The 24347-nt window shown below is 54.0% G+C and carries 25 protein-coding genes and 2 pseudogenes; 17 read left to right on the top strand and 10 right to left on the bottom strand.

Features of this window, described 5'->3' with window-relative positions; all coding sequences use genetic code 11:
- Positions 1-75: 75 nt before the first annotated feature.
- Positions 76-822 (bottom strand): MipA/OmpV family protein, encoded by a 747-nt coding sequence (locus KO1_RS11075; protein WP_004101263.1) that lies wholly within the window; start codon positions 820-822, stop codon positions 76-78.
- 427 nt (positions 823-1249) lie between these two features.
- Between KO1_RS11075 and yeaG the strand changes: the two genes are divergently transcribed.
- Together yeaG and KO1_RS11065 are read left to right on the top strand one after the other, a co-directional pair.
- A complete protein-coding gene (gene yeaG / locus KO1_RS11070) occupies positions 1250-3184 on the top strand; it encodes a protein kinase YeaG (RefSeq protein WP_004101257.1) in 1935 nt (644 codons plus the stop codon).
- Positions 3185-3314: 130 nt separating this feature from the next.
- Positions 3315-4598, top strand: coding sequence for a YeaH/YhbH family protein (locus KO1_RS11065; RefSeq protein ID WP_004101255.1), 1284 nt, complete (start codon positions 3315-3317; stop codon positions 4596-4598).
- Between the two features lie 45 nt (positions 4599-4643).
- On the opposite strand, the gene KO1_RS11060 is transcribed toward KO1_RS11065, so the two are convergent.
- Positions 4644-5801, bottom strand: coding sequence for a glycosyltransferase family 9 protein (locus tag KO1_RS11060; protein WP_004101253.1), 1158 nt, complete (start codon positions 5799-5801; stop codon positions 4644-4646).
- 454 nt (positions 5802-6255) lie between these two features.
- Between KO1_RS11060 and dgcJ the strand changes: the two genes are divergently transcribed.
- The 3 genes from dgcJ to KO1_RS11045 all read left to right on the top strand — a co-directional run bounded on the left by dgcJ (position 6256) and on the right by KO1_RS11045 (position 8912).
- The gene (dgcJ, locus tag KO1_RS11055; protein ID WP_004101251.1) at positions 6256-7752 is read left to right on the top strand and encodes a diguanylate cyclase DgcJ; all 1497 of its coding nucleotides are present in this window, start codon (positions 6256-6258) and stop codon (positions 7750-7752) included.
- A 33-nt stretch (positions 7753-7785) separates the two neighbouring features.
- Entirely contained in the window at positions 7786-8286 is a 501-nt protein-coding gene (locus KO1_RS11050; protein ID WP_023320736.1) for a YbaK/prolyl-tRNA synthetase associated domain-containing protein, read from the top strand.
- Positions 8287-8465: 179 nt separating this feature from the next.
- Entirely contained in the window at positions 8466-8912 is a 447-nt protein-coding gene (locus KO1_RS11045) for a DUF441 domain-containing protein (RefSeq protein ID WP_004101248.1), read from the top strand.
- Here the strand turns inward: KO1_RS11045 and KO1_RS11040 are convergent.
- Entirely contained in the window at positions 8896-9687 is a 792-nt protein-coding gene (locus KO1_RS11040; RefSeq protein ID WP_004101246.1) for an AraC family transcriptional regulator, read from the bottom strand. The genes KO1_RS11045 and KO1_RS11040 overlap by 17 nt on opposite strands.
- Positions 9688-9787: 100 nt before the next feature.
- Between KO1_RS11040 and KO1_RS11035 the strand changes: the two genes are divergently transcribed.
- Complete coding sequence (locus tag KO1_RS11035) at positions 9788-10972, top strand: CynX/NimT family MFS transporter (protein ID WP_004101244.1); 1185 nt, start codon at positions 9788-9790, stop codon at positions 10970-10972.
- 37 nt (positions 10973-11009) lie between these two features.
- Here the strand turns inward: KO1_RS11035 and KO1_RS11030 are convergent, their stop codons facing one another.
- Positions 11010-11702 (bottom strand): CTP synthase C-terminal region-related (seleno)protein, encoded by a 693-nt coding sequence (locus KO1_RS11030; RefSeq protein ID WP_004101242.1) that lies wholly within the window; start codon positions 11700-11702, stop codon positions 11010-11012.
- A gap of 162 nt (positions 11703-11864) precedes the next feature.
- On the opposite strand from KO1_RS11030, the gene KO1_RS11025 reads away from it, so the two are divergent.
- Both KO1_RS11025 and KO1_RS11020 read left to right on the top strand, forming a co-directional pair.
- Positions 11865-12374: a 2-thiouracil desulfurase family protein gene (locus KO1_RS11025; RefSeq protein WP_004101240.1), complete on the top strand. Its 510-nt coding sequence runs from the start codon at positions 11865-11867 to the stop codon at positions 12372-12374.
- Complete coding sequence (locus tag KO1_RS11020; protein WP_004101238.1) at positions 12361-12708, top strand: DUF488 domain-containing protein; 348 nt, start codon at positions 12361-12363, stop codon at positions 12706-12708. The genes KO1_RS11025 and KO1_RS11020 overlap by 14 nt, the downstream gene beginning before the upstream one ends.
- A 3-nt stretch (positions 12709-12711) precedes the next feature.
- Here KO1_RS11020 and KO1_RS11015 read toward each other — a convergent pair whose 3' ends face one another.
- Complete coding sequence (locus KO1_RS11015; protein ID WP_023320734.1) at positions 12712-12951, bottom strand: putative hemolysin; 240 nt, start codon at positions 12949-12951, stop codon at positions 12712-12714.
- Between the two features lie 296 nt (positions 12952-13247).
- Here KO1_RS11015 and KO1_RS11010 point away from each other — a divergent pair, with 296 nt between their 5' ends.
- From KO1_RS11010 to KO1_RS28145, 4 genes are all read left to right on the top strand, one after another.
- Entirely contained in the window at positions 13248-14261 is a 1014-nt protein-coding gene (locus KO1_RS11010; protein WP_023320733.1) for a sensor domain-containing diguanylate cyclase, read from the top strand.
- A 57-nt stretch (positions 14262-14318) separates the two neighbouring features.
- Positions 14319-14420, top strand: coding sequence for a YoaK family small membrane protein (locus tag KO1_RS28155; RefSeq protein ID WP_004101234.1), 102 nt, complete (start codon positions 14319-14321; stop codon positions 14418-14420).
- Complete coding sequence (yoaJ, locus tag KO1_RS28910; RefSeq protein ID WP_100248259.1) at positions 14420-14494, top strand: protein YoaJ; 75 nt, start codon at positions 14420-14422, stop codon at positions 14492-14494. The genes KO1_RS28155 and yoaJ overlap by 1 nt, the downstream gene beginning before the upstream one ends.
- 140 nt (positions 14495-14634) lie before the next feature.
- A complete protein-coding gene (locus KO1_RS28145) occupies positions 14635-14760 on the top strand; it encodes a hypothetical protein (protein WP_085955747.1) in 126 nt (41 codons plus the stop codon).
- Positions 14761-14808: 48 nt separating this feature from the next.
- On the opposite strand, the gene KO1_RS11005 is transcribed toward KO1_RS28145, so the two are convergent.
- The 4 genes from KO1_RS11005 to KO1_RS10990 form a co-directional block, all read right to left on the bottom strand.
- Positions 14809-15072 carry a DUF2534 family protein gene (locus tag KO1_RS11005; protein ID WP_004112248.1) on the bottom strand — a complete coding sequence of 88 codons (264 nt, stop codon included), beginning with the start codon at positions 15070-15072 and terminating at the stop codon, positions 14809-14811.
- Between the two features lie 128 nt (positions 15073-15200).
- Positions 15201-15839 carry a leucine efflux protein LeuE gene (gene leuE, locus KO1_RS11000; RefSeq protein WP_023320731.1) on the bottom strand — a complete coding sequence of 213 codons (639 nt, stop codon included), beginning with the start codon at positions 15837-15839 and terminating at the stop codon, positions 15201-15203.
- An 89-nt stretch (positions 15840-15928) separates the two neighbouring features.
- On the bottom strand, positions 15929-16843 hold the full coding sequence (gene lpxP, locus KO1_RS10995; protein ID WP_004101221.1) for a kdo(2)-lipid IV(A) palmitoleoyltransferase: 915 nt from the start codon (positions 16841-16843) through the stop codon (positions 15929-15931).
- 538 nt (positions 16844-17381) lie between these two features.
- A complete protein-coding gene (locus KO1_RS10990) occupies positions 17382-18170 on the bottom strand; it encodes a class I SAM-dependent methyltransferase (RefSeq protein WP_023320730.1) in 789 nt (262 codons plus the stop codon).
- A gap of 257 nt (positions 18171-18427) precedes the next feature.
- On the opposite strand from KO1_RS10990, the gene fecI reads away from it, so the two are divergent.
- The 5 genes and pseudogenes from fecI to KO1_RS10965 form a co-directional block, all read left to right on the top strand.
- Positions 18428-18949, top strand: a complete 522-nt coding sequence (gene fecI, locus KO1_RS10985; RefSeq protein WP_004101219.1) for a ferric citrate uptake sigma factor FecI — start codon at positions 18428-18430, stop codon at positions 18947-18949.
- Entirely contained in the window at positions 18946-19893 is a 948-nt protein-coding gene (fecR, locus tag KO1_RS10980; protein WP_004101218.1) for a ferric citrate uptake sigma factor regulator FecR, read from the top strand. Before fecI ends, fecR begins: the two co-directional genes overlap by 4 nt.
- Positions 19894-19990: 97 nt before the next feature.
- Entirely contained in the window at positions 19991-22321 is a 2331-nt protein-coding gene (fecA, locus tag KO1_RS10975; RefSeq protein WP_023320729.1) for a TonB-dependent Fe(3+) dicitrate receptor FecA, read from the top strand.
- Positions 22322-22401: 80 nt separating this feature from the next.
- A pseudogene (gene fecB / locus KO1_RS10970) lies at positions 22402-22710 on the top strand (Fe(3+)-dicitrate ABC transporter substrate-binding protein FecB); the annotation flags it as partial.
- 101 nt (positions 22711-22811) lie between these two features.
- Positions 22812-23126 (top strand): annotated as a pseudogene (locus tag KO1_RS10965) (ATP-binding cassette domain-containing protein); the annotation flags it as partial.
- Between the two features lie 36 nt (positions 23127-23162).
- On the opposite strand, the gene fraE reads toward KO1_RS10965, so the two are convergent.
- The gene (fraE, locus tag KO1_RS10960) at positions 23163-24206 is read right to left on the bottom strand and encodes a fructose-asparagine asparaginase (RefSeq protein WP_023320727.1); all 1044 of its coding nucleotides are present in this window, start codon (positions 24204-24206) and stop codon (positions 23163-23165) included.
- Positions 24207-24347 lie beyond the last annotated feature (141 nt).

Below are 24347 nucleotides of genomic sequence, written 5' to 3'. Positions count from 1 at the left end.
GATTGCACCACCGTAATGCAAAACAGGGCATTACGCCCTGTTTTGATGCACAAATTGCTCTGTAATAAAGCACTATCAGAAGGAGTAAGTGATCCCGGTTGAAATCAGACCGCTCCAGGATTTGTCCACCATCGGACTATCGGTGATTTCGTCAGACAAGCGGGTGTAGCGGGCCACGCCGTATACGCTCCAGTCGCCGAGGAAACGATAGTTTGCCGACAGCTCGAGGTACGGGTTCCAGCTGCTGTCCGGATCGTAGCTGCGCATGCCGCTGCGATTCGACTCATGTTTCGAAACACCATAGTAGTACTCGTTCTGATTATCGCTATTCCATTCAACGCCAATACCCGGCGTAAGCGTCAGGTTGCCGTTGGTGTAGCGATATAGCCAGGCCAGATCCCATACGATACCGTTGCTGTTATCCAGGGTGTCCCCTGACAGCGCGGTGCGCAGGAAACCGTACTGCGTATAGTGTTCGTACGCAAGTCCTGCCATCACCGTGGATTTACGTTTATCCAGACGGCGCATCTGCTCGCTATCGCTGTCGCCTGGCTTAAAGTACATCGGCGACCAGTAGGCGGTCACGGAGAGCTTATCGTTGGTATCATTCCACAGGTAAAGACCACCGCCTAAACCACGAAACCAGAAGTTATCGCTCTCGTAATTAATCACCGGCACCGGGTAAACATCAGCATCATACTGCTTGTACGGATGTTCAACGACGCCTACACCCGCCCCTAAAGTGAACTTCCCTTCAGCGTGTACGGCGGATGCTGAAGTCGCAATCAACACACCAAGTGCCAGAAGTTTGATTTTAGTCACGATCCATATTCCTGTTGTCAAATTATTAGCGCAGGCAGTTTAACGTTGTATACGTCATGCCTCAAATTCTTTACCAGTCATTACACTGAATTCACCAGATTCTCATCCTCAGATGACCATTCGCTGACAGCCGAATGACAGCGTCATGACGGCGTGAAACCAGAAGTGGAAATGAGAGGCTGCTTTTCCGGATGAGTTGTTGATAAGTCATTGAAATTGATTTTCCACGCCATGCAAGTTTTCCAAATGCATCTACGCTTTAATTTAGAAGAAGTAAATGCGGGGCACGTTATCCCGAGACTTCGCCAACCTGGCATAAGGGTTGCTGGAGAATCAGAGAGCGCTGTGCAGCTTACCTCTTCCGGGGGCTCCCACTATTCATATGAACGGCTCTCAACCTGTGCTAAAAACGAAAGGACGGCATGCCATGAATATATTCGATCACTATCGCCAGCGCTATGAAGCTGCCAAGGACGAAGAGTTCACACTGCAGGAGTTTCTTACCATCTGTCGGCAAGATCGCAGTGCTTATGCTAACGCAGCAGAAAGATTGCTGATGGCCATCGGTGAGCCGGTCATGGTCGATACGGCCCTGGAACCCAGGCTATCCCGTCTCTTTTCAAACCGGGTCGTTGCGCGCTATCCGGCATTTGAAGAGTTTTACGGTATGGAAGATGCCATCGAGCAAATTGTTTCTTACTTAAAGCACGCCGCTCAGGGGCTTGAAGAGAAGAAACAGATTCTGTATCTGCTGGGCCCCGTGGGCGGCGGTAAATCATCGCTTGCCGAACGCCTTAAGTCCTTAATGCAGCGCGTGCCTATCTATGTGCTTAGCGCAAACGGAGAGCGTAGCCCGGTCAACGACCATCCGCTATGTCTGTTTAACCCGCAAGAGGATGCGCAAATCCTCGAAAAAGAGTACGGCATTCCAAACCGCTATCTGGGAACAATTATGTCGCCGTGGGCGGCCAAGCGTCTGCAGGAATTCGGCGGCGACATTACTAAGTTCCGCGTGGTGAAAGTGTGGCCGTCAATCCTGGCGCAGATTGCCATCGCCAAAACCGAGCCCGGCGATGAGAATAACCAGGATATCTCCGCGCTGGTGGGCAAAGTGGATATCCGTAAACTGGAACACTATGCGCAGAACGATCCGGATGCCTACGGATATTCCGGCGCCCTGTGCCGCGCCAACCAGGGGCTGATGGAATTTGTAGAGATGTTTAAAGCGCCTATTAAGGTGCTGCATCCGCTGCTGACCGCGACGCAGGAAGGGAACTATAACGGTACTGAAGGGATCTCCGCCCTGCCGTTTAACGGGATTATCCTCGCCCACTCCAACGAATCGGAATGGGTTACCTTCCGCAATAACAAGAACAATGAGGCCTTCCTCGACCGCGTTTACATCGTCAAGGTGCCTTATTGCCTGCGCATCTCGGAAGAGATCCGCATCTATGAAAAACTGCTCAATAATAGCGAACTGACTCACGCGCCCTGCGCGCCGGGAACCCTGGAAACGCTGTCGCGCTTCTCGATTCTGTCGCGCCTGAAAGAGCCGGAAAACTCGAGCATCTACTCGAAAATGCGCGTCTATGACGGTGAAAGCCTGAAAGATACCGACCCGAAAGCGAAATCCTATCAGGAGTATCGCGATTATGCCGGCGTTGATGAAGGGATGAACGGCTTGTCTACCCGCTTCGCGTTCAAAATTCTGTCGCGGGTATTTAACTTTGATCACGCCGAAGTCGCCGCGAACCCGGTGCATCTGTTCTATGTCCTGGAGCAGCAAATTGAGCGTGAACAGTTCCCGCAGGAGCAGTCCGAACGTTACCTGGAGTTCCTCAAAGGTTATCTGATCCCGAAATACGCCGAGTTTATCGGGAAAGAGATCCAGACCGCCTACCTTGAGTCCTACTCGGAATACGGGCAGAACATTTTTGACCGTTATGTGACCTACGCCGATTTCTGGATTCAGGATCAGGAGTATCGCGACCCGGATACCGGCCAGCTGTTTGATCGCGAGTCGCTGAATGCGGAGCTGGAAAAAATCGAGAAGCCGGCCGGGATCAGTAATCCGAAAGACTTCCGCAACGAGATTGTCAACTTCGTGCTGCGCGCCAGAGCGCACAACAGCGGACGCAATCCAAACTGGACCAGCTACGAGAAACTGCGCACGGTTATTGAGAAGAAAATGTTCTCCAATACCGAAGAGCTGTTGCCGGTGATCTCGTTCAACACCAAAACGTCAACCGATGAGCAGAAAAAACACGATGACTTTGTCGACCGCATGATGGAGAAAGGCTATACCCGCAAGCAGGTTCGCCTGCTGTGCGAATGGTATCTGCGGGTACGTAAATCATCCTGATAGACCAGCCCGGCAGGCAACTGCTGCCGGGCGAATAATAACTGCGAAGACCCAATGACATTCAGCGCCAGGCACATTCCGGCGCTTGAATGGCCGGGGCATAGTTGGCAAATGCAGTACAGGAGGGCATATGACCTGGTTCATAGACCGACGCCTGAACGGGAAAAATAAAAGCGCCGTCAACCGGCAGCGCTTTCTGCGCCGCTACAAAGCGCAGATAAAGCAGTCGATCTCCGAGGCCATAAACAAGCGCTCGGTGACCGATATTCAGAGCGGAGAGTCCGTCTCCATCCCAACGGACGATATCAACGAACCGATGTTTCATCAGGGGCGCGGCGGCCTGCGCAATCGCGTTCATCCCGGTAACGATCACTTCGTGCAGAATGACCGTATTGAACGCCCTCAGGGCGGCGGAGGCGGTGGAGGAAGCGGTCAGGGGCAAGCCAGCGCCGATGGCGAAGGCCAGGATGAGTTTGTTTTTCAGATCTCGAAAGATGAGTATCTGGATCTGTTATTCGAAGATCTTGCCCTGCCGAATCTGAAGAGAAATCAGCATCGGCAGCTGACGGAATTCAAAACCCATCGCGCAGGCTACACCGCTAACGGGGTTCCCGCCAACATCAGCGTCGTTCGCTCGCTGCAAAACTCGCTGGCGCGGCGCACGGCGATGACCGCCGGTAAGCGCCGGGAGCTGCATGCTCTGGAAGAAGATCTGGAGAGTATTAGCAAAAGCGAACCGGCACAGCTGCTGGAGGAGGAGCGGCTGCGCAAAGAGATTGCCGAGCTACGGGCGAAAATCGACCGCGTGCCGTTTATCGATACTTTCGATCTGCGCTACAAGAACTACGAAAAGCGGCCAGAGCCCTCAAGTCAGGCGGTGATGTTTTGCCTGATGGACGTCTCCGGCTCGATGGATCAGGCGACAAAGGATATGGCAAAACGTTTTTACATCCTGCTGTATCTGTTCCTCAGCCGGACCTATAAAAACGTTGATGTGGTTTATATCCGCCACCATACGCAGGCAAAAGAGGTCGACGAACACGAATTCTTTTATTCGCAGGAGACCGGCGGCACCATTGTCTCCAGCGCTCTGAAGCTGATGGACGAAGTCGTTAAAGAGCGCTATGACCCGGCGCAGTGGAATATCTACGCCGCTCAGGCATCGGACGGCGATAACTGGGCGGACGATTCACCGCTGTGTCACGAGCTGCTGGCGAAGAAAATCCTGCCCGTGGTCCGCTACTACAGCTATATCGAGATAACCCGCCGTGCGCACCAGACGCTGTGGCGGGAGTATGAACATCTGCAGTCGACCTTTGAAAACTTTGCCATGCAGCATATTCGCGACCCGGAAGATATTTATCCGGTGTTCCGGGAACTGTTTCACAAGCAAACCTCAAAAGCGGACGGTTAATCTCTTCCGGACAGCCAGCCTTCACAGCTGGCTGTTTTTTGCGCTTTATCCGGCCCGGGTCTGCTGTAGAGTGCCAGGGTCAATCTCCGCCATGATCAGGTCGGGCAAGCTCTCCAGCTGGTGCACCTTACCGCACTTAACGATGATCTGCCGGGCCCTATCATATCCCGGCGCCCACAGCCGATTATTCATGCGCACATCCTTATACACTGCGACCAGCGGTTTTTTCCACGCAGCCGCCATATGTACCACCGAGGTATCCGGCGAGATAACCAAATCGGCCTGCGCAATCAGCGCCATGCAGTGGTGCAGCGTTTTAAACGGATTCACGCTGACCTTCTCCGGCAGAGAAAGACGAATTTCATTGCGGTGGTCGAGCAATATAATATTGATAGCGGGATACTCTTCGCGCAGTCGGGTGAGAAGCGTGGCCAGCTGCTCCTGCGACATGCTGCGGTCCTGATGGCCGGCAAAAATATTAATGACCACATTTCGTCCACTTTTAGCCGCCAGATAATCACGCACCTCGTGTTCGACATTCTCGGGAATATGCAAGTCATAAGACTGCAGATATTTTTTGTCCAGCTGGAGATAATCGGCAATGAGCGTAAAGGTCTTGCTGACGTGCCAGTTTGCACAGTCAAAATCAAAAGAGCGGGTATAGTGATTAATAGAAGGCCATTTATTAAACCCCAGCACCGAGCGCGCTTTTATCTGCCGTAACAGCAGCATCCGGTGCACCGGAATATCAAAAAGCGAGGGGTCAATAACAATATCATACTTATTATTCGCAAGCTCATTAATAACGGGCTGAGGAACGTTATGGGTAAACTTACGCAGATAAGCCGCCGAGTCGACATTCTCAGCTTCATAAATATGGCGAATATGTGGATTATCACGCATGACCTGGCTGTTCGATTTCGTTAACAGAAAATCAACAGTCATACCTGCCTTATGGAGGCATTTAACCAGCGCAGAATCAACGACAACGTCCCCTATCGCGCCTTCATTGCGCATAAGCAGTACCGTTTTGGCGGACGTTAAATCTGCTTCGCGACGCGCGCGACAATCCCACAACGCTTTTGCGATATAAACCCGCAGAATATTGCGTAATTTCTTAAAAAAATAATTGCGGCGCCGGTTGAGCTCTCTTATTTTTTTAAACTTCCGGGGAGCTACCTGCACCGCTGCGTTTTCCATCATCATAACCTCGTCACCACAATCAACAACACCTCTGCTAGTCATCCTAATGACTAACGAAAATAAGAAAAGTTCTCTTGTTATATAAAATTATCCTGTTTTTGGCGCAGGGCGAATAGTAATACGTTTCGTTATTGCAGCATATGTTATTGCATGCAAAATGAGGGAAAAGTGAAGTTAATGTGGATAAAAGGGGTATGAAAGCCTACAATTAGCTTGCTTATAGTTTGCATGAATTCTGGTTTCAGTTTTCATATCGCTATCGGGATCGCCATACACAAAGTGAACTCTTTCTCCATTCAACACGTAATGTGGCTAAACATGCACACGCTTTTGCTAGAATCTACCGGTGACAACTGCTTAAGTTTTATCACAGCGTATCCTGATTTTTCCCCTTCATGACATGAATAGACCGTGCGCAGGTAAACTGACCTTAACGATCTGGTGAACTAACGTAATGAAATTAAAGAATAAATTACTTCGTCATTTGATTTCGGCTGGGGTAGTGGTCCTGACCTCTTCATTCCTGGTCTATGAGTTAGTCGTCAGCCATCGGGATATGTCGGAATATATGCACTATATTGTCGAAAAAGGCGAGTACGCTTTTCTCTACGATAAATATCAAAATCAGCTGGTTATCTCCCAGATCGCCCGCAAGTTAGATACCCTACCTTCTGCTGAAGTTGCTCAACAGGCATGCGACAGCGTACAAACAAAAGGCAGCGTTAGCGGTCTGAATATTACGGAGTACACCTTTCCCCTGCTTAGCGGCACGCTCAGTGCGAATCAGTCTTCCTGCCTGGCGTGGGTTAACGATCTGCCCGCGCTGCAGGCCTTTGATACCATTATCGACCATAACAGAACCCACCATGGCCAGGAAACCGGTCCTTATAAATCCGACAACAAATTACGTTACTTCATTGATTTTAAAAATAAATATGTGTATTTCCATACTCAAGTCGAGATTAAAAACCGCGCACTGGACAACTGGAACTTTCTCCACGACGGCAAATTAGGTATTACCCAGACTAACCTTAACAGCTTACTGCGCGGCCGCACGTTGATGTCCAGCATCTACGTGGACGCGGTGACCGGGCAAAATATTCTCTCGTTTTTGTCCCCGGTGTATCACCACGAAGGGCTTAAAGGGGTCGTCATGGTCGATGTCAGCCGTAAAGATATCGAAGAGCTCCTGTATACCGCTGACCGCCCGCTGGTGTGGCGTTATCTCGACATCACATTAACGGATTCGGACTCAACCTCAGAAATCATTGTTCACCGCAGCAAAACGCATCTTTTTAGCTATGCCCATTATCAACATGCGGTAGCCACAAACCTGCAGATCTCGCTGTCGCTGGACGTGATGTATTTCCTGCTCAGCTCCTGGAAGCTCTTCCTGTTTTACCTGATATCTACCGGCGTGCTGCTTCATCTTGTTCGCATGCATTTTCGTTTGTATATCGATGTTTTTAAAGAAAATATTAGTGATTCATTAACCGGTCTTTACAACCGTAAAATTCTCTCCTCGTTGCTGGAATCGCGCATGCAAAAGCTGACGGAACAGGGGGTGAATATTGTGTTTATGGCGCTGGACTGCGACCGGCTTAAATTCATTAATGATACCTTTGGGCATAACGAAGGCGACCGCGCAATTGTGATGCTTGCTCAGTCCATATCCGCCGCCATACGCAAAAGCGATTACGGTATCCGGTTGGGCGGCGATGAGTTCTTTCTGATACTGATTGATTACGCCGAAGAAGACGCCAAAAATATTACCGAGCGTATCCGCCAGCATCTGCGAACGATTGACGTCAACAAGCGCGTTAACTTCTCATGGGGCGCCTGTAGCATGGCGCCGGGAGATAGCCTGGCCGATACCATGCAAATCGCCGATGCCCGGCTGTACGAAAATAAAAAACAAAAAAAGCACGTCCATCCAGGGCGAGAGGATTAATCTTTAGCTTTAAATTTTTAAGGAACCATCAGCATGAACGCGTCTGCAGGACTCAGCATTCATCAGCAGCTGATCGCGCTGCTTAACCGCTCCCATGCCCGCTACCGGGTTGTGGAACATGAAGCCGTCGGGAAATGTGAAGCGGTATCGAAGATCCGCGGTACCGCGCTGGGTCAGGGAGCCAAAGCGCTGGTATGCAAAATTAAAGGTCATGGCGTAAATCAGCACGTTCTGGCGATTCTTGCCGCCGACCTGCAGGCGGACTTAGCCCGTCTGGCCGAGTATATCGGCGGCAGTAAAGCCTCCCTCGCCAGCCCGGCGGAAGTGGACTCCCTGACCGCCTGCGTGTTTGGCGCGATTCCCCCCTTTAGTTTCCACCCGGCGTTGCGGCTGGTTGCCGATCCGGTCCTGTTCGAGCGTTTCCCGGAAATCGCCTTTAACGCCGGGCAGCTTGATAAATCGATCATCCTGGATACCGCCGACTATCTGCGCATTGCTCGGCCGGAATTGGCGGCTTTTCATCGCCAGCCCTGAGTCTGCTCCCGCCGTCTGCAGCCCATTTCCGCTTTTTTGCGAGCTTCGCGGCGGGAAGATCGCCATCGGGCAGATGCCTGAAAACATCATTCTGAGATAAAAAAAGCCTGTTTAGTCACGCAATTATGCGTAGAGTAAACGGGCTTCTCTTTTTTGTTTTCTGGCAAGGACCTCTGCACATGCTCGACACCACCCTGTTAATACTGCTGGGCCTGGCGGCGCTCGGCTTTGTTAGCCATAACACAACCGTGGCTATTTCTATCCTGGTGTTAATTATCGTTCGCGTCACCCCGCTTAACGCTTTCTTTCCGTGGATAGAAAAGCAGGGGCTGACCATCGGTATAATTATTCTCACCATTGGCGTGATGGCGCCAATCGCCAGCGGTACGCTCCCGCCTTCAACGCTGCTGCATTCCTTCGTTAACTGGAAATCGCTGCTGGCCATCGCGGTAGGCGTTTTTGTTTCCTGGCTTGGCGGGCGCGGCGTAGCGCTGATGGGCTCGCAGCCGCAGCTGGTTGCCGGGCTGCTGGTCGGCACCGTGCTCGGCGTCGCCCTCTTCCGCGGCGTACCGGTCGGCCCGTTGATCGCCGCCGGGATAATTTCGCTGTTTATCGGGAAGTCGTAGCCAGGCTGGCAAGATAGCGTCCCGGCGTCTGCCCAAGGCCCTTTTTAAACATAGTAATAAAAGCGGTGGTGGAGTCGTAGCCCAGGCTCTGCGCCGTCTGCTGTACCGTTTGCCCGCGAATCAGCATCTGCAGGGAGAGAATAAGCTGCAGCTGATGCCGCCAGCGCCGAAAGCTCAGCCCCGTCTCGCGCACCACCAGCCGCGCCAGATTGCGTTCACTCATGGCAAACTCCGCCGCCCACTGCGCCAGGGTTTGCCAGCGGGCCGGGTCGACGGCCATCATTTCCGCCATTTGACGAATTTTGGCATGTCCGGAGACCGGTAGCTGCAGATGCTCCTGCGGCTGCTGCGGTAGCTCATCAAACAGCACCTGCACCAGCCGGTCCATCTCCGGTTTACCGAGCCAGGCCCTGCCGCGCTGGGCCATCGCGAGGATCAGCTCGCGCACCAGCGGCGAAATCTTTAACGTACAGCAGAAATCCGGCATCGGCGCCGCATCGGGTTCAATAAATAAGAAGCAGATTTGCGCCTCCGGCGTCGCGCGATTACTGTGCGGTACCTGCCCGGGCACCCATACCGCGTACTGCGGCGGCACCATCCACATGGCGTTCTCGACTTCACAGGTTAGCGCCCCGTGAAGGGCAAGTATGAGTTGCCCTTTACGATGCTGATGGCGCGGAATGTACTGTTCATCCGCAACAACCTGAATACGAAAAGCCAGCGCCGCCTCGTGGCCGCTGTCCGGGTCGTAGCCGTCCAGGCCGAGTCCGATCATAAAATTGTCCGATTTTAGCGATAATCTGTCATTTTAGCTTGATTTAAACATCCCACAAACAGGCTATTGTGAACGCCTCGTATTCTTGTTTGAGATCGCCATGAATTCTGTTTTACCTTCTGCCGGCCGCCGTCCTCTTTTGTTGATTGCCGGTATTCTGCTTATCGCCACGACCTTACGCGTGGCATTTACCGGCGCCGCGCCGCTGCTCGACGCCATTCGCAGCGAATATGGCCTCACTACCGCACAAACCGGGCTGTTAACGACGCTGCCGCTGCTGGCCTTCGGCCTGGTGTCACCGCTGGCTGCGGGAGTCGCTCGCCGCTTCGGCATTGAACGCAGCCTGCTGCTGGCGATGATACTGATTTGCCTCGGAATTGGTCTGCGCTCCCTGCCCTTCGTCTCGCTACTGTTTATCGGCACCGCGGTGATCGGCTGCGGTATCGCGCTGGGGAACGTACTGCTGCCGGGGTTAATCAAACGCGACTTTTCGCAGCACGTCGCCAAAATGACCGGCGCTTACTCTCTCACCATGGGTGGCGCGGCGGCATTGGGCTCGGCCATGGTGGTACCGCTGGCGCTTGCCGGACTTGGCTGGCGCGGCGCGCTATTGACGCTGATGGTTTTTCCACTGCTGGCGCTGTTTGTCTGGCTGCCGCAGTCGCGCAGACAGGCTACCGCGCCGCTGACCGGTTCGGGAGCCATCCATAACCGCGGTATCTGGCGTTCTGCGTTAGCCTGGCAGGTGACGCTGTTTCTTGGCATTAACTCGCTGGTCTATTACGTTATCATCGGCTGGCTGCCGGCCATTTTGCAAAGTATTGGCTACAGCGAAGCGCAGGCGGGTTCCCTGCACGGGTTGCTGCAGCTGGCGACCGCCGCGCCGGGACTGGCGATTCCCTTAATCCTTCATCGGTTAAAAGATCAGCGCGGTATTGCGGTGCTGGTTGCCATGATGTGCGCGGTCAGCGCGCTCGGATTATGGTTTCTCCCGGGCCAGGCGGTAATGTGGACGCTTATCTTCGGCTTTGGCTCCGGCGCGACCATGATTCTGGGGCTGACCTTTATCGGACTGCGCGCCAGCTCAGCCCATCAGGCCGCTGCGCTGTCGGGAATGGCGCAGGCGGTGGGCTATCTGCTGGCCGCCTGCGGGCCGCCGGTGATGGGTAAAATTCATGACGCCTCGGGCGACTGGCATATTCCGCTGATCGCCGTGGCGCTAATTTCTGTCGTGATGGCGGTCTTCGGCGCGCTGGCTGGCCGCGATCGGGAAATTCACGGCTAGAGGCACTCTCGCCCGGCAAACGCTGCCGGGCGTTTATTTAACGGCTCGCGGCGTGTAAAAACGCGTGAACCAGCGGCGCGGGCCGCCCCTCCAGCGCATTGCGCTCGTGCTGGAACAGCGTGGCGACAAAGAATGGATGCGTAATCAGCTCGACCGCACGAATCTCACCGTCATCGTCCCAGCCGGTCACCCGCAGATCGCCCTGCTCCAGTTCCCGAGCGAAATCGTCGGCAATCCCATAATTACAGTGGTATCCCTCCTGAATGCTATCGCGACCGTAAGCGCGCGCGATAAGCGTATTGGCGCGCAGCTCAATATTATCCGTCTTTTCAACCAGCGAGCAGCTTAGCGGCGCGATGACCATCCGGCCTTCGGTATCGGTTTCCGCATGCGCGGCATCCTGCCAGCCCATAACGTTGCGCGCATACTCAATAATGGCGTGCTGAAACCCACCGCAGGTACCGAGGAACGGTATGCTGTTTTCACGGGCGTGGCGAATGGCGATAAATGCGCCTGCGGCGTTTTTATAGGGGCTGGCGGGTACCACCCAAATAGCATCGTAGTCAGCAAGATCCTCAGTAGAGTTTATCTCGCTGGTTGCCAGCCAGTCATAGCGCAACGAAAGCTCGAGGACGGCTGCAGCATCATCTATTGCCAGGGGAATCGCTTTGTGGGCGACAACATCGGGGTTGTAATCACCAACCAGGGCAATACGCAGGGGGGAGTTCATAGCAGGATCCTTATGTCAGAGCGATTATCAGGCAACACAAGGAGCCTCAGATTAGCGATCTCACATGCAGAAAACAATCCTTATTTTCTCTGCGCCTGAAGACGGGCATTTTGCGCCGACTGGCGGTATGGTATAGGACAGAAGAATGGCTATGGATACACGATGAAGAGCAAAATTCTGGTTAGCGCCTGCCTGATGGGCTTTCAGGTTCGCTATAACGGCAGCCACAAGGCCCGCTTGACTGACGCATTGACTCGCTGGCAGCGTGAGGGACGGTTGGTCACCCACTGCCCGGAGCTGGCGGCCGGATTGCCTGTACCGCGACTACCGGCTGAGATCCTCAACGTCCAGGGCGCAGAGGTGATGCAAAATCGCGGGCAAATTGTTGAAAGCGACGGCAAGGATGTCACTGCGCAATACCAGTTGGCCGCCTGGCTGGCGCTAAAAGCGGCGCAAGAAGAAGGGTGCGCTGCGGCTCTGCTTACCGATGGTAGCCCCACCTGCGGCAGCCAGTTTATCTATGATGGTACCTTTAAAGGCCAGCGCAAACCCGGTGCTGGTGTTGCCGCCGCCCTGCTTCGTGAGCACGGCATTAAGGTATTTTCTGAGCAGCAGCTCCCGCAGCTGCTGGCGTGGATGGAACAAAGGGAGGGCAATGATGATTCAGTGTAAACGCGTTTATGACCCGCAGGAAACGAGCGACGGCTACCGGATACTGGTAGACCGTCTGTGGCCGCGCGGGATAAAAAAAGAAACGCTGAACTACGATGAGTGGTGTAAAACGCTGACGCCATCAGCAGATTTACGCAAGGCTTTTCACAGCGAGACCATCGATTTCGCCCACTTTAGCCAACTCTATCGCCAGGAGCTTGAGGCTCAACGGGAGGAAGGCAAACGCCTGGCGGCCCTGGCCAGTCAACAGCCGCTGACGTTACTCTATGCGGCGAAAAACACCCGGCAAAACCATGCGCAGGTGCTGGCTGACTGGCTAAAATCGCTACAATAAACGCTACGGCTTATTCGGGTGATCGCGCCGCCAGAGCGCCCATTCATCTAACGTTTCCCCGCTGGGCAGCTTACATTCAGTGCGTACGCCCTGCGGGCTTTGGATGGGAACCTGCGTGCCGCCGAGCTGCTGACAGTAAACCGAAGCCGGGTTAGCCATCCCCACCGGATGCGCAGGTTGCGTCGGCTGAGTCTGCGTACATCCGGCCATCGCCAGAGGCAACATAGCTATCATCCACTTCATTTCTACTCCTTAATTGATCAAAACGGACTTTCGCCCTGAATCTCCACCTTTTCTCCATTTTAGCTGCACTTTTGCATCGTAGAGTAGCCCTGTTCTCGAACTGACCAGAGAACAGATCATTCCATAATCAATGAGTTTTTCCCCGTCGCCCCCGACGGGGCTTTTTTCCCACCCTCGATGCAGGTATTCTCCCGACAGATGTGTTAAATTTTGTGTATCTCTGTTAATTCTGCGCTAATTGTCGTTTCGCATAGCTTGCCGGTAGTTACGATTAGCGTTCGGGAGCCGTATTCCTCATGTCCGATTTTCTCCTCGCTCGCGTTTCGCAAACGCTCGCCAATGAACACACCCTGGAAACATTGGTGCGACAGCTGCTTGAGATGCTGGAGCTTGTTACCCGAATGGAATCTACCTACCTGACTCGTATCGACTTCGAGGCGCAGCGCCAGCAGATTATGTACGCGCACAATAGCAGCGAAATGCAGATCCCTGAAGGTTTCTCCGTTCCCTGGAATGACTCCCTGTGTAAACGTGCGCTGGACGACCGCTGCATATTCAGCAACGATGTCGCCGAGCGCTGGCGTTCGTGTATCGCCGCCCAGGATTTGGGTATCGCAACCTTTTTCAGCATCCCCGTGCGCCTGACCGATGGCTCATTATTCGGCACGCTCTGCGCCACCAGCCGGGAAAGACAACCCTATAACATTGAGGGTGAGCAGGTGATGAATCTGTTTGCCAACCTCATTTCGCACTATGTTGAGAAAGAGACCCTGGTGCAGCAGCTTCGGGCTGCAAACGTCGCGCTGGAGATGCACTCGTACACCGATGAACTCACCGGTTTGCCGAATCGCCGCTCGTTGTTCAAGCATCTTGCCGCACAGTTTGCGCAGGCCAGAGAACGCCAGCGCAGCGTACTGCTCATTTTTATCGATCTCGATGATTTCAAGGCAATCAACGACCGATTCGGTCACCCCTGCGGTGACAGCTTTCTCATTCAGGTTGGAGAACGTCTGTTGGCCCGCGTCCGCTGCGGCGATATTGTTGGCCGCCTGGGCGGCGATGAATTTTTGCTGGTTGGCCTATGTTCCGAAGCGGAGGAACAACAGGAGTATATTGCCGCTTTACGTAAAGAGCTAACGGGGATCTATTTCCTTGGCGCGTACCGAATTAACTATCCCGGCGCCAGCTTTGGCGTGATTGAAGCCGACCCACAGGCAATGGACGTTGAGCAAGCGCTACGAAGCGCCGACGACGCGATGTATCAGGATAAAAAGTCACGTCGCCAGGGAACATTTTTTCATATTGACTAATATACGGTGAAATCCCGTATCATATTAAGCACGATTCGCACCTACAGGGGCTCAATAATGAGACTGGGTATTCTATTTCCGGTGGCTATTTTTATCGTCGCCGTTGTTTTTCTGGGCTGGTTTTTTGTCGGCGGCTATGCGGCACCGGGCGGGGCGTAATGAAGAAAAGCACCATTATTATGCTTATTGTCGCAATTGTGGCCGTGGCGGGTACGCAGCTGGGCTGGTGGTAAAACCAGGAATATTCGCCCTTCAGACTGGCAAACATTGCGGGATTTTCTTATCTACTCAATAACTTAAAAGAATAGACTCACTTCATCAGCCGTTTGCGCTTGTCGCCGTTCGCGGACAGATTTAACTGGAGAAGTGAGAAATGAAAAAATCGATCGTGTTGCCGTTAGTGCTCGCGCTTTGCACGCTATTATCGGGATGTATCGTCGACAGAGGCTATCACCACGGGCACCGTCATCATCATCACGACGACAGAGGCTGGCGATAAAGCGCAAAACATCACAAGGCGAACTTCGGTTCGCCTTGTCGCATACGATTAGTCCCGGCGGTCGGAGCCCAAAAAAAGGAATCCCAGCGGAATGGAGAACAGCAGAGTAAACACGATGCTATAAACCGTCACCATCGCCCCTTGCAGGAAAAACATTGAAGTCGTCCACTCTGAGTACGGCATATTGTACTCGCTCACCACGCCGCCAAAGGTTGCACGCCCTACCACGAAAAGCGCGATGGCAAATATCGCCGCTATCGACATAAAGAACTTCTTGCTGTTTTTATTGCTGGTGAGTTTCTGCAGAATCATCCGGGTTCCCTTTTTTCTGAGCGATAATCGGCTGTATATGTAACACCAATGCAATCAAAATTGAAGGGAATTTGTTACAAAGCACAGAGAGCCAGCGGCGGGCCGGTGGCATATACCGGCCCCAACGATTACGACTGTAGCGTTGCCAGCCGAGCGGCAAAACCGACAAACACGAGGCCAATCAGGCTATTACCGATTTTCGCCAGTTTCTTTTTCGTTTTTACGTAGCGCGTGACGAAAGAGCCGGAGACGATAAGGAAGCTCATGTAAATAAAGCTAATTATCTCCAGGGTCAGCGCCAGAATAAAGAACGCCAGCCCGGGAGTTTTGGCATTGACGTCAATAAACTGCACGAAGAATGAGACATAAAAAAGAATCGCTTTCGGATTCGTCAGGCTGAGGGTCAGCGAACGCTTAAGAATCGCGCTCCCCGGCTCGGAATCAGAAGACGAATGCCCATCGCGCTGCGTCAACACCGCGTAGAGCATCTTCCCGCCCATCCACAGTAGATAAATCGCCCCCAGGTAGCGGACGATATTGAATAATACCGGCGTGGTCTTGATGAGGGTCGCGACCCCGGCAAACGCCAGAAACATCAGAATGGCATCACCGATAAACACGCCCGCTGCCGCCAGATAGCCTTTTTTCACGCCGTGAGCGACGCCCGTCTTGAGGACAAAAAAGGTATTGGGACCGGGCACCAGAATGATAAAGATAGCCCCAACCAGATAGGTCAGGTAATTCAGTACACCAAACTCAGCGAACACAACGCACTCCTTCGCTTACAACAAAAATATGATCCCGCGCACGTTAACGCAACCGGGACCATTTTGAAAGCGCCGCGAGTGCGGAGGGCTTAATAGAGCGAAGTTTCGCCCAGCGGACGGGTTTTAAAACGGCGATGAACCCACAGATATTGCTCAGGGGCGCGCAGGATCTCTTTCTCGATAATCTTGTTGATATAGCTCGCCGCATCCTGTTTATCTTCTCCAGGATAGTCGCGCATCACATCGCTGATATGCAGGCTATAACCTTTGCGGTCCGCTTTACGCACCATGCTGATCGTCAGCATTTTTGCGCCTGACAAACGAGAAAGCACGTAGGTGCCGTTGGTCGTCGCCGCTTGCTGGACCGAGAAGAACGGGGCAAATACGCTCCCCTTCGGGCCGTAGTCCTGATCCGGCGCGAACCACACCGCTTCGCCCGACTTTAATGCATGCACGAGTCCGGATAAATTTCGGCGGTCGATCATCGCCTTGTTCGAGCGCAGGCGACCGCGCGTCTGCACCCACTCCATCAACGGACTGTTATGCGGACGGTAGGTTGCCATCATGGGGCGACACAGCCCCATCGTGCGGCCACCCAGTTCAAGAGACATAAAGTGGACGCCGACAACCATCACGCCTTTCCCTTCGCTCAGCGCATTGTTGAGGTTGACCATCCCCTCGACGTCAAACCATTTTTTCACTCGCTCATCGCTCCAGAACCATGCCATACCGGTTTCAATCAGCCCCATTCCCAGAGACATGAAATTTTGCTCGATCAGCTTTTCGCGCGCCGCTGGCGACATTGTGGGGAAGCAGAGTTCGAGATTACGTCTGGCGATATGCTCACGACGTTTAAGGAAGCGCCGGGAGGCGCGTCCCGCGCTGGTGCCGATAAGATGCAAAACGGGATAAGGAAGCTGGACAATCAGCCAGAGTACGCCCAGGCCAAACCAGGTACCCCAATTACGAGGGTGAAGAAGACTTTTATTAAAAGCGTAAGACATGTTTTTTCCTGTAAACATTAGAACATGAGGTAACGCTTAAGGAAAAAACGAGTCCCTTCATCTGTCATTAGGCGGTACGTGTAGCAGTTCAGACAATAATAATCCTGTTAAATTCACTGCGGCAAGTAAAAAACTACGCCAACAGAAAAAAACACATTACCCGCACACCTGTAACAAAATGTAAAACAAAAAATGAATAAATCATTACAAATATCCACCACAAGAATGATTAACACGCTAATCATTCATCATAAGGCAAGCTGTTCTCAAAGCAGGAGAACGCTGCGCTCCCTGCAGGCAACGGCGGAGGCCGCGTCAGGACAGGGCTGCGCAGCAATGGTACCGGGATAATTTTGGTTTTCCGTTATCCCTTTAACCACGTCAGCGCTTGCGCTACCCATTCATCTCTCTTAACGCTTTTTGATTTAACAGAAGAATATAAGAAAGCTTCCCGAAGCCAAAGTTGAAATAAGAATCACCTTATTTTACTTTCCTGACAATAATTAATAATTATCGACAATTACCCATTTCGTCACCCTTATTTCGGACTTTTTACCTGAATTGCTTTAACCGAGCAGCAGGCAATAAAGTTTAAATGCTTTTTATGACGTTGAAAAAAGCGCAGCATTGATAAAAATCTCGGACGATTCTCGCGCTTTAGCAAGCCATTGCAGACAATTTTTAGCGCCTGTATAAAACCTTCATCTTTCATTAACCCTCGCGGCGACATCAGCGACATCGGTCCATGATGAATGCTTACGGCATCAAAGCCGCTCCGTTGGAAAAGGGTCCGCCAGGCGGCAGCGCTCAGCGGGCTGACGTTGGATTTCACGACCCCCTGCAGCTGTCGCCGGGCGTCCTCTCCCAGCGTATCATGCGTATACATGATATCGTGCGTCAGCAAACGGCCACCGGGCTTGAGAACGCGAAAATATTCTGCCACCAGTTTTTCTTTGGCTTTATCCGCATACATGGTGAGCATCGCTTCATTTATCACCACATCAAACGTCTCGTCGGCAAATGGCAGCCGACCCGCATTCGCCTCCATCACTATCACCCGATGATCCACACCTTCGCGAACGATATTTTGCCGGGCTTTCGCCAGCGCGCCTTTATCCATATCGATGGCGTAAACGGTACAGTGAAAACGCTGCGCCAGCTCAATAGAGGTTGTCCCCATATTACAGGCCACCTCCAGGACTTTATTGTCGGCGCTAAACCCTGCCTGCTTAAATAGCCACTCAGTGGCCTCAATGCCGCCGGGACGTAAGCGGGTTTTCCCCAAACTTGCCAAAAAAGTATGTCCGGCTTTTTCGCTAGCGTTCATCTGACTCTCCTTACCTCATAAGATGCATTATAAATACAACATTAAAGTGAGAGAGGGAATAATGATAATGAATTTTATTTGCATTAAGGACGAGGTTAAAGAAAAGGTGCAATGAGGAATAAAATATATTCAATGTTTAACAATTACTTATCGTTACTAAAGTTCTGTATGGCCTGTATTGCTGGCGCGACTTATTGAAATGATAACCATTCTCATATTAGCATGTGCCGTATTGATCAACTCTCCTGAACCTGGCTATGCCCTCTTCTTCCGCCATCGCCTCTCCGCTAACGCTTGCCTCGCTCTATAGCGATCATCATGGTTGGCTGAAAAAATGGCTTACCTGTAAGCTGCAATCCGCTTATGACGCCGACGACGTAGCGCAGGATACCTTTGTCCGAATTATGGCCAACGAGTCGCTGCTGACGATTCGCGATCCAAAATCCTTTCTCTGCACGATTGCTAAACGGGTGATGATCGACCTGTTCCGCCGTAACGCCCTGGAGCGTGCATGGTTAGACATGCTTTCGCAGCTTCCCCCAGAGCTCTCTCCCTCACCGGAGCTACGGCAGAGCCAGCTCGAACTGTTACAGCAGATTGATGCCATGTTGGACGGGCTTAACGCAAAAGTCCGGGAAGCGTTTTTGCTCTCGCAGCTTGAAGGGCTGACCTATGCCGAAATCGCCAGCCGCCTGGCGGTTTCCGTAAGCTCGGTTAAGAAATATATCGCGAAAGCCACCGAGCACTGTCTACTGTTTCGACTGGAGAATGGCCTGTGAAACCGACGCTGAGCGAATCTCGTCGTCAGGCGCTGCGCTCCGCCTCGCACTGGTACGCGGTGCTCAGCGATGGATGCGTGAGTCCGCAGCAGGAGGCCCGCTGGCAGCAGTGGTATGAGCAAAACAAAGAAAATCAGTGGGCCTGGCAGCAGGTAGAAAACCTGCGACAGCAGATGGGGCAACTGCCGGGCGGCCTGGCCAGCCGTGCCCTTAACGATAGCCGACTGGCGCGTCGCCACGTACTGAAGGGTCTGATGCTTTTGCTGGTCATCGGAGGCAGCTGGCGGCTCTGGGATTCCGAACTGGCGGAGGGCCTGGGCGCCGACTATCGTACGGCGAAAGAAATACCTCGCCAGCAGCAGCTTGCCGACGGTTCGCTCCTAACGCTGAATAGCGAAAGTGCCGCCGACGTCCGTTTTGACAGACGACAGCGCATGGTTCATTTACGCTACGGCGAAATCGCCATCAGGACCGCTCACGACAGCCTGCAGCGTCCTTTCCGCGTGCAAACGCGGGAAGGCACGCTCACCGCGCTCGGTACCGAATTCACCGTCCGTCAGTTTGCCGGCGGCACCCGGCTGGCGGTACAGCAGCATGCCGTGGAGGTGGTTTTACCATCCGGCAGCGTCCAAATCGTCAACGCCGGGGAAAGCCTGTGGTTTACCCGCAATCGCTTCTTCGCCCTGGTTAAGTTCAACGACGGCGAGGATAGCTGGATCAGAGGCGTGCTGACCTTCCGCGACGCCCCGCTAAGCGAGGTGGTCGAAACCCTCGCCCGCTATCGCTCCGGGGTGTTGCGCTGCGATCCCGCGGTGGCCGAATTACGCCTGAGCGGCACCTTTCCGCTGGAGGATCCTGACGCCATTCTGAAGGTTATTGCGCAAACGCTGCCGATTTCATTACGGTTTGTCACTCGCTACTGGGTGACGCTCGTTCCAGCCTGAGAAGAAAAATCGAAAAAATTCTCATTATCTATTGTCCCTTTTCCCGGCTCGTTCGACTTATTAGATGAATATAACCATAAACGTTCGTGGAGAAGAGATGACGCCTTTACGCGTTTTACGCACACCGATGCCTCTGGTAATAGCAATCCGTTTAACGCTGCTGCCGCTAGCAGGGCTGGCTGCCGCGCCGATATACGCCGCCGTGCAGTATGACATCGCCGCCGGGGGATTAGACAACGCCCTGAACCAATATGCCGCCCGCAGCGGTATCACGCTTTCCGCCGACGCCAGCCTGACGCGCGGCAAGCATAGCCCGGGCCTGCACGGCAGCTTCGAAACCGAAGAGGGGTTACGCAGGCTGCTGAACGGCAGCGGATTACGGCTAAAGCCGCTGGGCAAGAATGCCTGGACCCTGGAGCCCGCTCCTGACAGTTCAGACTCCACCCTCACCGTCGTCGGGGACTGGCTTGGCGACGCGCGCGAGAATGATGTCTTTGAACACGCCGGCGCCCGCGACGTTATCCGTCGGGAGGATTTCGCCAAAACCGGAGCCGCCACGATACGCGAAGTGCTGAACCGGATCCCCGGCGTCAACGCGCCGGAAAATACCGGTACCGGCAGTCACGATCTGGCAATGAACTTCGGTATTCGTGGCCTCAACCCGCGGCTTGCCAGCCGTTCCACGGTGCTGATGGACGGTATCCCGGTTCCCTTTGCCCCCTACGGCCAGCCGCAGCTTTCGCTGGCGCCGGTCTCGGTCGGCAATATGGACGCCATCGATGTCGTGCGCGGCGGCGGCGCGGTGCGCTACGGGCCGCAGAGCGTCGGCGGCGTGGTGAACTTCGTCACCCGCGCAATCCCCGAGGATTTTGGCATTCAGGGCGGCATGGAAGGGCAGCTCAGCCCCACCTCTTCACAAAACAACCCGAAAGAGACGCATAACCTCGCGATCGGCGGCACGGCGGACAACGGTTTCGGCTCCGCCCTGCTTTACTCAGGCACCCGGGGCAGCGACTGGCGCGAACACAGCGCCACGCGGATTGATGATGTGATGCTGAAAAGCAAATACGCGCCTAACGAAGTCCATACCTTTAACAGCCTGCTGCAATACTATGACGGAGAAGCCGATATGCCCGGCGGCCTCTCCCGCGCCGACTACAACGCCGACCGCTGGCAGTCCACGCGTCCTTATGACCGTTTTTGGGGGCGCCGCCAGCTCGCCAGCCTCGGCTACCAGTACCAGCCGGATGCGCAGCATAAATTTAATATTCAGGGGTTCTATACCCATACCCTGCGCAGCGGCTACCTGGAACAGGGTAAGCGCATTACCCTCTCCCCGCGCGAATATTGGGTCCGCGGCATCGAACCGCGCTACAGCCAAAGCTTTATGATCGGCCCATCCGCCCACGAGGTCGGCGTCGGCTATCGCTACGTCAACGAATCGACCCACGAGATGCGTTACTACACCGCAACCACCAGCGGCGAGCTGCCCAGCACCGCCAGCCCCTACGATCGCGATACCCGTTCCGGTACCGAAGCCCACGCCTGGTATATCGACGATCGCGTGGATATTGGCAACTGGACGATTACGCCAGGAATGCGCTTTGAGCACATGGAGTCTTATCAGGACAATAATCTGCTGGGCACCCGCGAACGGGTCAGCTATAACGCTCCGCTCCCGGCGCTGAATGTTCTTTATCACCTCACCGACAGCTGGAATCTTTATGCCAACACAGAAGGCTCATTCGGCACCGTACAGTACAGCCAGATTGGCAAGGCTGTACAAAGCGGCAATGTGGAACCAGAAAAAGCGCGTACCTGGGAAGTCGGCACCCGCTACGACGACGGCGCGCTGACCGCCGAAATGGGGCTGTTCCTGATTAACTTCAACAATCAGTACGATTCCAACCAGACCAATGACACGGTTACCGCCCGCGGTAAAACGCGTCATAGCGGCCTGGAAGCGCAAACCCGTTACGCCCTCGGCGAACTCTCACCCGCGCTTGATAATCTCTCGGTCTACGCCAGCTATGCGTACGTTAATGCTGAAATCCGCGAGAAAGGCGACACCTACGGAAACCAGGTTCCCTTCTCGCCGAAGCACAAAGGCACCCTTGGCGTCGATTACAGCCCCGGCAGCTGGACGTTTAACCTTAACGGCGACTTCCAGTCCAGCCAGTTTGCCGATAACGCCAATACCGTTGCCGAAAGCGCCGATGGCAGCACCGGTCGTATTCCCGGCTATATGCTGTGGGGCGCCCGCGTGGCCTATGACTTTGGCCCACAAATGGCCAATCTCAACCTCGCGCTGGGGGTGAAAAACATCTTCGACCATGCGTATTACACCCGCTCATACGACGATAACAACAAAGGGCTTTACGTCGGTCAGCCGCGCACGCTGTACCTGCAAGGATCAATGAAGTTCTGATTGATCGAGCGTTGCCGGACAGCGCTATTCGCGCCCTGTCCGGCAAGCTGGAGGAAAATCATGTTTAGCCTTGTTCGTCAGTGCATTTTAGCCCGCTGTTTGCCGCCACCGTACAGGATGAGCGCGGTCGCTTTACGCTTGATAAAACGCCGCAGCGCATCGTGGTGCTTGAACTCTCCTTTGTTGACGCGCTGGCGGCGGTCGACGTTAGCCCAACAGGCATGGCCGATGACAACGATCCGTCGCGTATTCTGGCGGACGTACGCGCACGTCTGAAGCCCTGGCAGTCGGTGGGCACCCGTGCCCAGCCCTCGCTCGAGGCCATCCGCGCGCTGCATCCCGATCCGATCGTCGCCGATAGCGGTCGCCATGCCGGAATCTACGCCGCCGAGCGTATTGCCAGCGACATGGTTAAAATCGTCCATCACCGGGCGGTAGATATCACGCCATGAAACCGTTCCGGCACGCTTTTTTTATCTGGGGATGGCCGCTGCTGGCACAGGATAACCCGCTGGTGCTACTTGATGAACCAACAACCTGGCTGGATATTAATTATCAGGTGGAGCTGATGAAGCTGATGCGCGAGCTACAGACGATGGGCAAAACCGTGTTCACCGTACTGCACGATCTGAATCAGGCCAGCCGCTACTGCGACCATCTGGTGGTGCTTGAAGGGGGACAGGTGCAGGCTCAGGGCCTGGCGGAAACGGTACTGACGCCGGAGATGCTGCGGGAGATTTTTCACCTGGAAGCGGAGATTCACCCGGAGCCGGTGTCCCAGCGCCCAATGTGCGTGGTGAAATAACCCGGGTAAGGCGTACTGCGCCCTACCCGACGTTAATCAGTAAGTGTGGAAATATTGCTGAATCACCTGCGGATTTTTCGTTTGCGTCAGCGCGGTCATCAGCAAAATGCGCGCTTTTGCCGGATTGAGAGAATCGGCCACCAGTCCCGGCTGGCCGCCATCTACCGGCACAACGCCGCTGCCGGTACGCGAGGCGCGAACCACCACGATGCCGGCTTTTTCCGCTTTTTCAATTCCTGCCGCACTGCGTACGGAGACCGACCCCGCGCCGGTACCTGCGTAAATAATCCCGTCAGCATGGTGAGCGATCGCCGCGTCATACATATATTCAGGGTCATCCTGGTAGCCATAAATAATGACCACTTTCGGCAGCGCGTTCAGGTTACGGACGTCGAAAACCGAACGCACGGTGTGAATTTTTTCCACCCGGGTTTCGAACTGCGGCTTACCGCTGACGATCACGCCGAGGTAGCCCTCTTCCGGCGCCCGGAAGGTATCCAGCGTCGTGGCGTTGGTTTTAGTGACGAAACGCGCTGCCCCGATGCGATCGTTAAGGACCACCATCACCCCGCGGCCTTTCGCTTCCGGGTCAGCCGCCACGGTCACCGCTTCCAGCAGATTCATCGGGCCGTCGGCGCTGATGGCCGTTGCCGGGCGCATTGCCGCCGTGAAGACCACCGGCTTATTGCTTTTTACCGTCAGGTTGAGGAAATAAGGCGTCTCGTCGAGGGTATCGGTACCGTGGGTAATGACTACACCGTCGACATCCTCGCGGGCCAGCAGTTCATTGACGCGTTTGGCCAGCTTGAGAATAATATCGCTGGTCATATTTTCGCTACCGATATTGGCAACCTGCTCGCCGTCAACGCGGGCGACTTTACTCATTTCAGGTACGGCGTTAATCAGCGTCTGTACGCCAATCGCGCCGGCTTTATACCCGGTTGTCTGGGTGTTGCTGGCCGCCGAACCGGCAATGGTTCCTCCGGTTGCCAGGATCACAATATGCGGCAGACGCGTGTCGCTGAACGCGAAAGCACTTATCGACAGTAACGCAATGGTCAGTAATGCTCTAAAATTCATAATTACCTATCCCCAAATAGATTTTAATCAAATTCGCCCGGTGATAATGCAAAGGGCTTGCCAGGATTTAATGTATTTTGCCGGGCAAAAGTGGTTAACTATCGGACAAAAAAGGATTTTTATTTCGCCAGGAGCGCGACG

It is taken from the genome of Klebsiella oxytoca NBRC 105695 (assembly GCF_001598695.1).
Lineage (GTDB): Bacteria > Pseudomonadota > Gammaproteobacteria > Enterobacterales > Enterobacteriaceae > Klebsiella > Klebsiella oxytoca.
This window is presented reverse-complemented; position numbering and strand designations above follow the sequence as displayed.